The 6,047-nt window shown below is 57.6% G+C and carries 13 protein-coding genes and 1 pseudogene; 8 read left to right on the top strand and 6 right to left on the bottom strand.

Features of this window, described 5'->3' with window-relative positions; translation table 11 throughout:
• A partial coding sequence (locus K6T64_RS16025; RefSeq protein ID WP_288011076.1) for a MerR family DNA-binding transcriptional regulator occupies positions 1-199 on the bottom strand: 199 nt, incomplete at its 3' end.
• Here K6T64_RS16025 and K6T64_RS16020 point away from each other — a divergent pair.
• Positions 104-538: a hypothetical protein gene (locus K6T64_RS16020; protein ID WP_288011078.1), complete on the top strand. Its 435-nt coding sequence runs from the start codon at positions 104-106 to the stop codon at positions 536-538. The genes K6T64_RS16025 and K6T64_RS16020 overlap by 96 nt on opposite strands.
• A gap of 14 nt (positions 539-552) precedes the next feature.
• Here K6T64_RS16020 and K6T64_RS16015 read toward each other — a convergent pair.
• A pseudogene (locus K6T64_RS16015) lies at positions 553-699 on the bottom strand (MerR family DNA-binding transcriptional regulator); the annotation flags it as partial.
• A 70-nt stretch (positions 700-769) separates the two neighbouring features.
• Here K6T64_RS16015 and K6T64_RS16010 point away from each other — a divergent pair.
• The 4 genes from K6T64_RS16010 (at position 770) to K6T64_RS15995 (ending at position 3,555) form a co-directional block, all read left to right on the top strand.
• Positions 770-1,516 (top strand): SDR family oxidoreductase, encoded by a 747-nt coding sequence (locus K6T64_RS16010; RefSeq protein ID WP_288011072.1) that lies wholly within the window; start codon positions 770-772, stop codon positions 1,514-1,516.
• A 57-nt stretch (positions 1,517-1,573) separates the two neighbouring features.
• Positions 1,574-2,557 (top strand): aldo/keto reductase, encoded by a 984-nt coding sequence (locus K6T64_RS16005; RefSeq protein ID WP_288011074.1) that lies wholly within the window; start codon positions 1,574-1,576, stop codon positions 2,555-2,557.
• 113 nt (positions 2,558-2,670) lie between these two features.
• On the top strand, positions 2,671-2,922 hold the full coding sequence (locus K6T64_RS16000; RefSeq protein WP_288011070.1) for an alcohol dehydrogenase catalytic domain-containing protein: 252 nt from the start codon (positions 2,671-2,673) through the stop codon (positions 2,920-2,922).
• 96 nt (positions 2,923-3,018) lie between these two features.
• Positions 3,019-3,555, top strand: coding sequence for a zinc-binding dehydrogenase (locus tag K6T64_RS15995; RefSeq protein ID WP_288011068.1), 537 nt, complete (start codon positions 3,019-3,021; stop codon positions 3,553-3,555).
• A 244-nt stretch (positions 3,556-3,799) separates the two neighbouring features.
• Here the strand turns inward: K6T64_RS15995 and K6T64_RS15990 are convergent, their stop codons facing one another.
• The 4 genes from K6T64_RS15990 to K6T64_RS15975 form a co-directional block, all read right to left on the bottom strand.
• A complete protein-coding gene (locus tag K6T64_RS15990; protein ID WP_288011067.1) occupies positions 3,800-3,955 on the bottom strand; it encodes a type II toxin-antitoxin system HicA family toxin in 156 nt (51 codons plus the stop codon).
• A 173-nt stretch (positions 3,956-4,128) separates the two neighbouring features.
• On the bottom strand, positions 4,129-4,254 hold the full coding sequence (locus tag K6T64_RS15985) for a type II toxin-antitoxin system HicB family antitoxin (RefSeq protein WP_288011065.1): 126 nt from the start codon (positions 4,252-4,254) through the stop codon (positions 4,129-4,131).
• 18 nt (positions 4,255-4,272) lie between these two features.
• Positions 4,273-4,545 carry a type II toxin-antitoxin system RelE/ParE family toxin gene (locus K6T64_RS15980; protein WP_288011063.1) on the bottom strand — a complete coding sequence of 91 codons (273 nt, stop codon included), beginning with the start codon at positions 4,543-4,545 and terminating at the stop codon, positions 4,273-4,275.
• Positions 4,535-4,801, bottom strand: a complete 267-nt coding sequence (locus tag K6T64_RS15975) for a hypothetical protein (RefSeq protein ID WP_288011061.1) — start codon at positions 4,799-4,801, stop codon at positions 4,535-4,537. The genes K6T64_RS15980 and K6T64_RS15975 overlap by 11 nt, the downstream gene beginning before the upstream one ends.
• A 186-nt stretch (positions 4,802-4,987) precedes the next feature.
• Here K6T64_RS15975 and K6T64_RS15970 point away from each other — a divergent pair, with 186 nt between their 5' ends.
• From K6T64_RS15970 to K6T64_RS15960, 3 genes are read left to right on the top strand one after another with little or no spacing between them, the layout of a single operon-like run.
• Positions 4,988-5,077, top strand: a complete 90-nt coding sequence (locus K6T64_RS15970) for a ribbon-helix-helix protein, CopG family (RefSeq protein WP_288011059.1) — start codon at positions 4,988-4,990, stop codon at positions 5,075-5,077.
• 12 nt (positions 5,078-5,089) lie between these two features.
• The gene (locus tag K6T64_RS15965; protein ID WP_288011057.1) at positions 5,090-5,269 is read left to right on the top strand and encodes a hypothetical protein; all 180 of its coding nucleotides are present in this window, start codon (positions 5,090-5,092) and stop codon (positions 5,267-5,269) included.
• Between the two features lie 29 nt (positions 5,270-5,298).
• Entirely contained in the window at positions 5,299-5,895 is a 597-nt protein-coding gene (locus K6T64_RS15960; RefSeq protein WP_288011056.1) for a DUF3990 domain-containing protein, read from the top strand.
• Positions 5,896-6,047 lie beyond the last annotated feature (152 nt).

Here is a 6,047-nt window from a genome sequence, read left to right as displayed (position 1 = left end):
ACAAGATTGACGACCCGCCTTTTTTACTGACATTACACATTATTTCAAATAGTTTTGCGCCCGTCAGCCAATCCAACGACTGGTCATCGAAAAGACGGTTATTATGGCTGTCACGCTGTACATTTGGGACCAGTCCCTTATCGGTATAGAAGCGAACGGTATGTTCCGTCAGACCAAGCAGTCTAGCGACTTCTTTCACAGTGTACATCGTACAACACCTCAAGATTTTGATCGTCAGCTTGACTTCGTGTTACTCGAATGTTGTACGGTCATTGTAGTATGGTCGTTTGGGCCGGTGCAGAACTATAACCTGTTGTTACTTGCACCTGAGGCGTCCGGCATTACCCTGAGTTTGAGCATTTCCTTTGTACAGTTCGGTTCTGCCGCTGGTGCAGCAGCCGGAGGCGTGGCGGTCAATGGCTCGACCATAGAATGCGTGGAAGGTTTCGAAGTGGGGAGCGCGGACGGGATGGAAGCTTTCAAAATGGGGAGCGCAAGAGGGAAAGCGGTTCTACAAGTGGCTGGAACACAAGATTGACGACCCGCCTTCTTTACTTGTACATTTGGGACCAGTCCCTTATCGGTATAGAAGCGAACGGTATGTTCCGTCAGACCAAGCAGTCTAGCGACTTGATGGCCATCGGTTGGATGGGTGCAGTAGCGGGGACCGCAGCGTTGTTGGTGGCGTTCGTCTTCCATCGATGGATTGGCAGGTACAGACGATAGGCGAGGTTTAGGTGGTCAACAACGTCGGAAGGGAGTGTTTTGCATGGAGAATCGAATCCAGGGAAAGGTCGTCGTCATCACGGGCGCCAGCAGCGGGCTGGGCGAAGCCACCGCGCGCCATCTGTCGGCCCAGGGAGCTATCGTGGTGTTGGGGGCACGGCGTGATGCACGCCTTCGGGCGCTGGTTGATGATTTGAAGGCACAGGGTGGACAGGCCCTCGCGGTCAAAACGGATGTCACGCGGTACGAGGACGTGAAGCACCTGGTCGACTCCGCGGTGGAGGCGTACCAGCGGCTCGACGTGATGATCAACAACGCTGGGCTGATGCCCCATTCGCCGCTGGAGCGCCTGAAAATCGAGGATTGGAACCGGACCATCGACGTGAACATCAAGGGGGTGCTGTACGGCATCGCGGCGGCACTTCCCTATATGAAGGCGCAGAAGTCCGGGCACATCATCAACGTCTCCTCCGTGGCGGGACACAAGGTCCGCGCTGGAGGCGTGGTTTACGCGGCGACCAAGCACGCCGTGCGCGCCCTGACGGAAGGGTTGCGCCAGGAGGTCAAACCGTACAACATCCGGACGACGGTGATTTCTCCGGGTGCGGTCGACACGGAGCTGCCTGACAGCATCACGGAACCGGACGTGTCCGCCGAGATGCACCAGTTTTACGCTACGTACGCCATCCCCGCTGATTCGTTCGCGCGGGCGGTCGCCTATGCCATCAATGAGCCGGAAGAGGTGGACGTCAACGAGATCCTGTTCCGTCCGACGCGCCAAGAGCTGTAATTCGTCCGGGCCTAGGAAGCACGGATGGAATGTCCAATGGGAGGAGAGAAAAGCATGCTGCCAAAGAGAAAATTGGGTCGTCAAGGGCTCGAAGTATCGGCGATTGGGCTTGGTTGCATGGGCATGAGCCAGTCCTATGGTGTGCCGGACGACGCGGAGTCCATCGCGACGATTCACCGTGCAATTGAACTGGGTGTTACGTTCTTTGACACCGCAGAGGTCTACGGCCCTTTCCACAACGAGGAGTTGTTGGGGCGTGCCTTGAAGGGACGCCGCGACCAAGTGGTGATTGCCACGAAATTTGGTTTTCGCATTGAGAACGGCAAGAATGTGGGGTTGAACAGCCGGCCCGAACACATCCGGGAAGTCGTTGATGCGTCTCTGCGCAGGTTGGGCACGGATTACATCGACCTCCTGTATCAGCATCGGGTCGATCCCGATGTACCGATTGAGGAGGTTGTCGGCACCATGGCTGACCTGGTGCGTGAAGGTAAGGTGCGCTACCTCGGCCTGTCGGAGGCGGGGGAAAACACAATTCGGCGCGCGCACGCCGTCCACCCCATCTCGGCGCTTCAGAGCGAGTATTCCCTCTGGGAGCGGAACCTGGAGCCGCGCATCATCCCGCTGTTGCGTGAACTCGGCATCGGCCTGGTGCCCTTCAGCCCGCTGGGGCGGGGATTTTTGACCGGAACAGCCAAACGGGCTGAAGAGTACCCGGAAGGCGACTTTCGCCGGGGTGACCCGCGCTTCCAAGGAGAGAATTTTGACGCCAACATGCGGGCGGCCGCGGTCGTCCGGGAGCTGGCGGCGCAAAAGGGAGCGACTCCGGGGCAAATCGCTTTGGCGTGGTTGTTGCATAAGGGGGAGGCCATAGTGCCCATCCCTGGCACCAAGCGCCGCAAGTACCTAGAGGAGAATGTTGGGGCGGTGCACATCACCCTCAGTGCGGACGAAATGGCGTTTTTGGACCAGGCACTGGCACCGGACAAGGTGTCTGGGCCCCGTTATCCGGAACACTTGATGCGCCAGATCGACCGTTGACCAAAAGATGGCCCTGTCAGGTTGGGGCAGGGTCATCATCGTGCGTTTGTTCGTATTCGCAAACGCGGCGGGATGAACGTTGAGGTTATCCGAGTGAAAGGGGAAGTTGTAGCGTGAAAGGTACGGTCATGTACGCTCCCGGGGATGTACGGTTTGAAGACTTGCCAGATCCAATCATCCAGAAACCGACGGATGCCATCATTCGCATTGTCGCGACTTGCGTTTCTGGTCCCGACTGGTGGCCGTATCGGGGGATCAGCTCGCTCACACGGCCGACCCCGATGGGCCATGAGTACTGTGGCGTGGTCGAAGAGGTCGGCAGCGAAGTTAAGTTGGTCAAACCGGGCCAGTTCGTCATCGGCTAGTTCTTTGCCTCCGACAACACATGCGTCATCTGCCACCATGGGTACCCGTCCTCGTGTCAGCACAGGGAGCCGGTTGGCGGTGCGCAGGCCAGACGGTTGCGTGTACCTCTGGCGGATGGTACGCTCGTTCCGACACCAGAATACCCACCCGAGGATCTGATTCCCAGTCTGTTGACACTGTCTGACGTGATGGCGACCGGATGGTTTGCTGCGGACGCGGCCAACGTGAAGCACGGCTCCACGGTTGTAGTCGTGGGCGATGGCGCGGTTGGGTTGTGCGGCGTGATCGCGGCCAAGGAAATGGGGGCGGAGCGGATCATCGTGATGAGCCGCAACCCGGTCCGCCAGAACTTGGCTCGGGAATATGGCGCAACCGACATCATTCCTGAACGTGGTGACGAAGGAGTGGCTCGTGTGAAGGAGTTGACGCATGGTGTTGGTGCGGATTCTGTGCTCGAGTGTGTCGGTACGCAGGCATCGATGATGCAGGCGGTGTACAGTACGCGCCCGGGTGGCTACACGAGTTTCGTCGGCGTGCCGCACGGGGTGGAGCTCAACGGGCAGGAAGTGTTCTTAGCCAGGTGCACCTGCACGGAGGGCCGGCTCCGGTACGGCGTTATCTGCCTGACTTGATTGACCTGGTGTGGAACCGGAAGATTAACCCCGGGAAGGTTTTTGACCTGAGGCTTCCGCTGGAGCAAGTGGCCGAGGGGTATCGGGCGATGAGCGAGCGCCGTGCCATTAAGGCGTTGCTGGTTCCCTAAACCATCGAAGGCCTCTATGGCGCAACCGCCGAAAGGGGCCTGGGTTTCTCTTAGATTTTCTAAGGATTTCTCTCTCCTCCAGCATAAAGTGAGAATCTTGGAAGGAGTGTGATTCAGTTCTCCAACAATCTCAGGAACTCTTCCACGGAGATCCCGGCCTGCCTGAGTATCGACCGCAGAGTTTCCGGAGCCAGTTCGTCATGCAACGGAACGATGGCCTGCCTGCCGTCCTTGCGCCGGACTTTCACGCGGCTTCCCTTTTGGCTCACTTTCTAAATCTTCATAAATCCGGCGCGGCCCAGCGCCGTGACGGTTTCCGCCCCGGACACGATTGGCAGGCGCGGGTTCAAGCCTGCTTCACCTCAATGTCCACGGGTGCGATGATCGGGCCGGTGTCCGGCAGGTCGGTGGTTGACGCGTTCTCGAAATAGAGTTCCAGGGCCTAGCGGAGGTTGGCAAGAGCTTCTTCAAGGGTCTCGCCCTGGCTGGTCACTTCCACTTCGAGGCAGCGGGCCACGTACCATTTGCCCTCTTTGGTGACGGCGGCGGTGAGGCGTCGGCGGGGCATGTGGGTTCCTCCTTTCGGTTAGCGTCGAAAAGCCGGGTCGTGATGGTCGATGTTGCGGAGCAGGAAGGTGTCGTTTCCGACGAATTCAAGCGTTATCCTGATGTCCATGTTCACGGAGCACTCGTAGAGGCCGTCTGTTCCGCGTACCCGTTTGAACCGCAGCGAGGGATGGGCGGGTGGGAAGCGTTCCAAAAGCGTGAGGGTCTTAAGGACAGCGGGACGGACGTCAGGATTGGCCCGGACAAGTTTCGCGTATTGCCGGTCAAACCGACGGGTGGTTTCAATCTTCATCGCTGTCGCCCTTGGCGGCCACCCGGTCAAGGTGCCGCATAGCTTCACCGGCAGTATCGAACGGCCCGCTGATCCGCCCGGATGCCTTGTCTTCGTCGGCCTCCCGTTCCCCTGCCTGCCAGTATTCGGTCCAGAACCACGACTGGTCCCGGTCGCTTTCGACGACGGCCCGCAGCGCTTCGTAGGCGATTTCCAGGTCTTCGGGGTCCGTGATTTGGTCGACCAGCCTGTGGAGTTCTTCCTTGGTGACGGCCATTGGCAGTTCGCTCCTTCCGCTTGGTTGGTGGCAAGGATATTGTACCACGGGCGGAAAGATGCGGCGCGATTTCTCCCGGCCCCGAGATGTTTTTGAGGAGGGGTTGCTCAGACACGCCAACGGAGAGAGCTGCACATATACACCATGATGTATAATAAGGGAAACAACATCCGGAGGTGGGTCATAATGCAACGAACAAACATCTATCTCAGCGAAGACCAGTTGCGGCTGCTCAAACATCTGTCGGCGTCTGAGAACAAGAGCGTATCTGATTAGGTGCGCGAAGCCGTGGACGAATTTTTGCGGGACCGGCTCAAGGAACCTTCGGATTGGCAAGCGGAGATGGAAGCGCTTGTCAAGCGAGTAAGGAACAGGGTTGGGGCGGACGTTTCGGAGGAAGAAATTGAGGCTGACATCCGGGCGGCGAAGAAAGAGGTTGGAGGGGCGCGGTATGAAGACAGACGTTGATCGTTTGGAATAACGAGGGGACGATTTGCGTGTTTTCCATTCCAGACAGGCTGTATCATGGCACAACCAAGGAAGCGGCGGATCAAATGATGCGGAACGGTTTGATTGATCCGAGGAAATGGCGTCCTGCCACGGATTTTGGCCCGGCGTTCTACACGACAACAAGTTTCGACCGGGCGTACAAGTGGCAAAAGCACCTCAGTTTTCGATCCCCGAGCAAGACCGGGGCGGTTATAACTGTTGGCGTGCACAAGCGGTCTGTAAAAGCCCATGTGCACCTGTTCCAACACGCAACTCTGGACTGGGCCGAATACGTACTGTACCACAGATTGAAACTGTGCAGGGATTGTTGCAGGGGCAATCATGCGGATATTGTTCGCGGGCCAATTGCCGACAATTCAATTGTGGATTGGATTGAACGGTTCAACGAGCGGGCGGTCAAATCCTTCCAAGACCAAATTGGCAGATTTCACGAGTTCATCACCACTGCTCCTGCCGGGTATCGTCTGTCGGAAGCCCACTTGGGAACCCAAGTCGCCTTTTGCAATCCGGATGTTGCTGATGCTATACTGCGAATAGAGGAAATCAAGTATTTCGGTCCTGCGTCAGGAGGTGAAGAGACGTGAAGGGCGAAAAGTATATCGCCGAGTGCATGGCGGAAATGTATCCTTCGGTAACTTTCGAGCAGGCTATCGAATGGATCCGCGAATATGCACCGATTCTCGAAAAGCTCGCCGTTCACGAATCGGGCTACGGGTTGGCTGAATACGTGTACTTC

Source organism: Kyrpidia sp. (assembly GCF_023512215.1).
Classification (GTDB): Bacteria; Bacillota; Bacilli; order Kyrpidiales; family Kyrpidiaceae; genus Kyrpidia; species Kyrpidia spormannii.
Note: the sequence above shows the minus strand (reverse complement) of the source record. Positions and strands in the feature narration are given on the sequence as shown.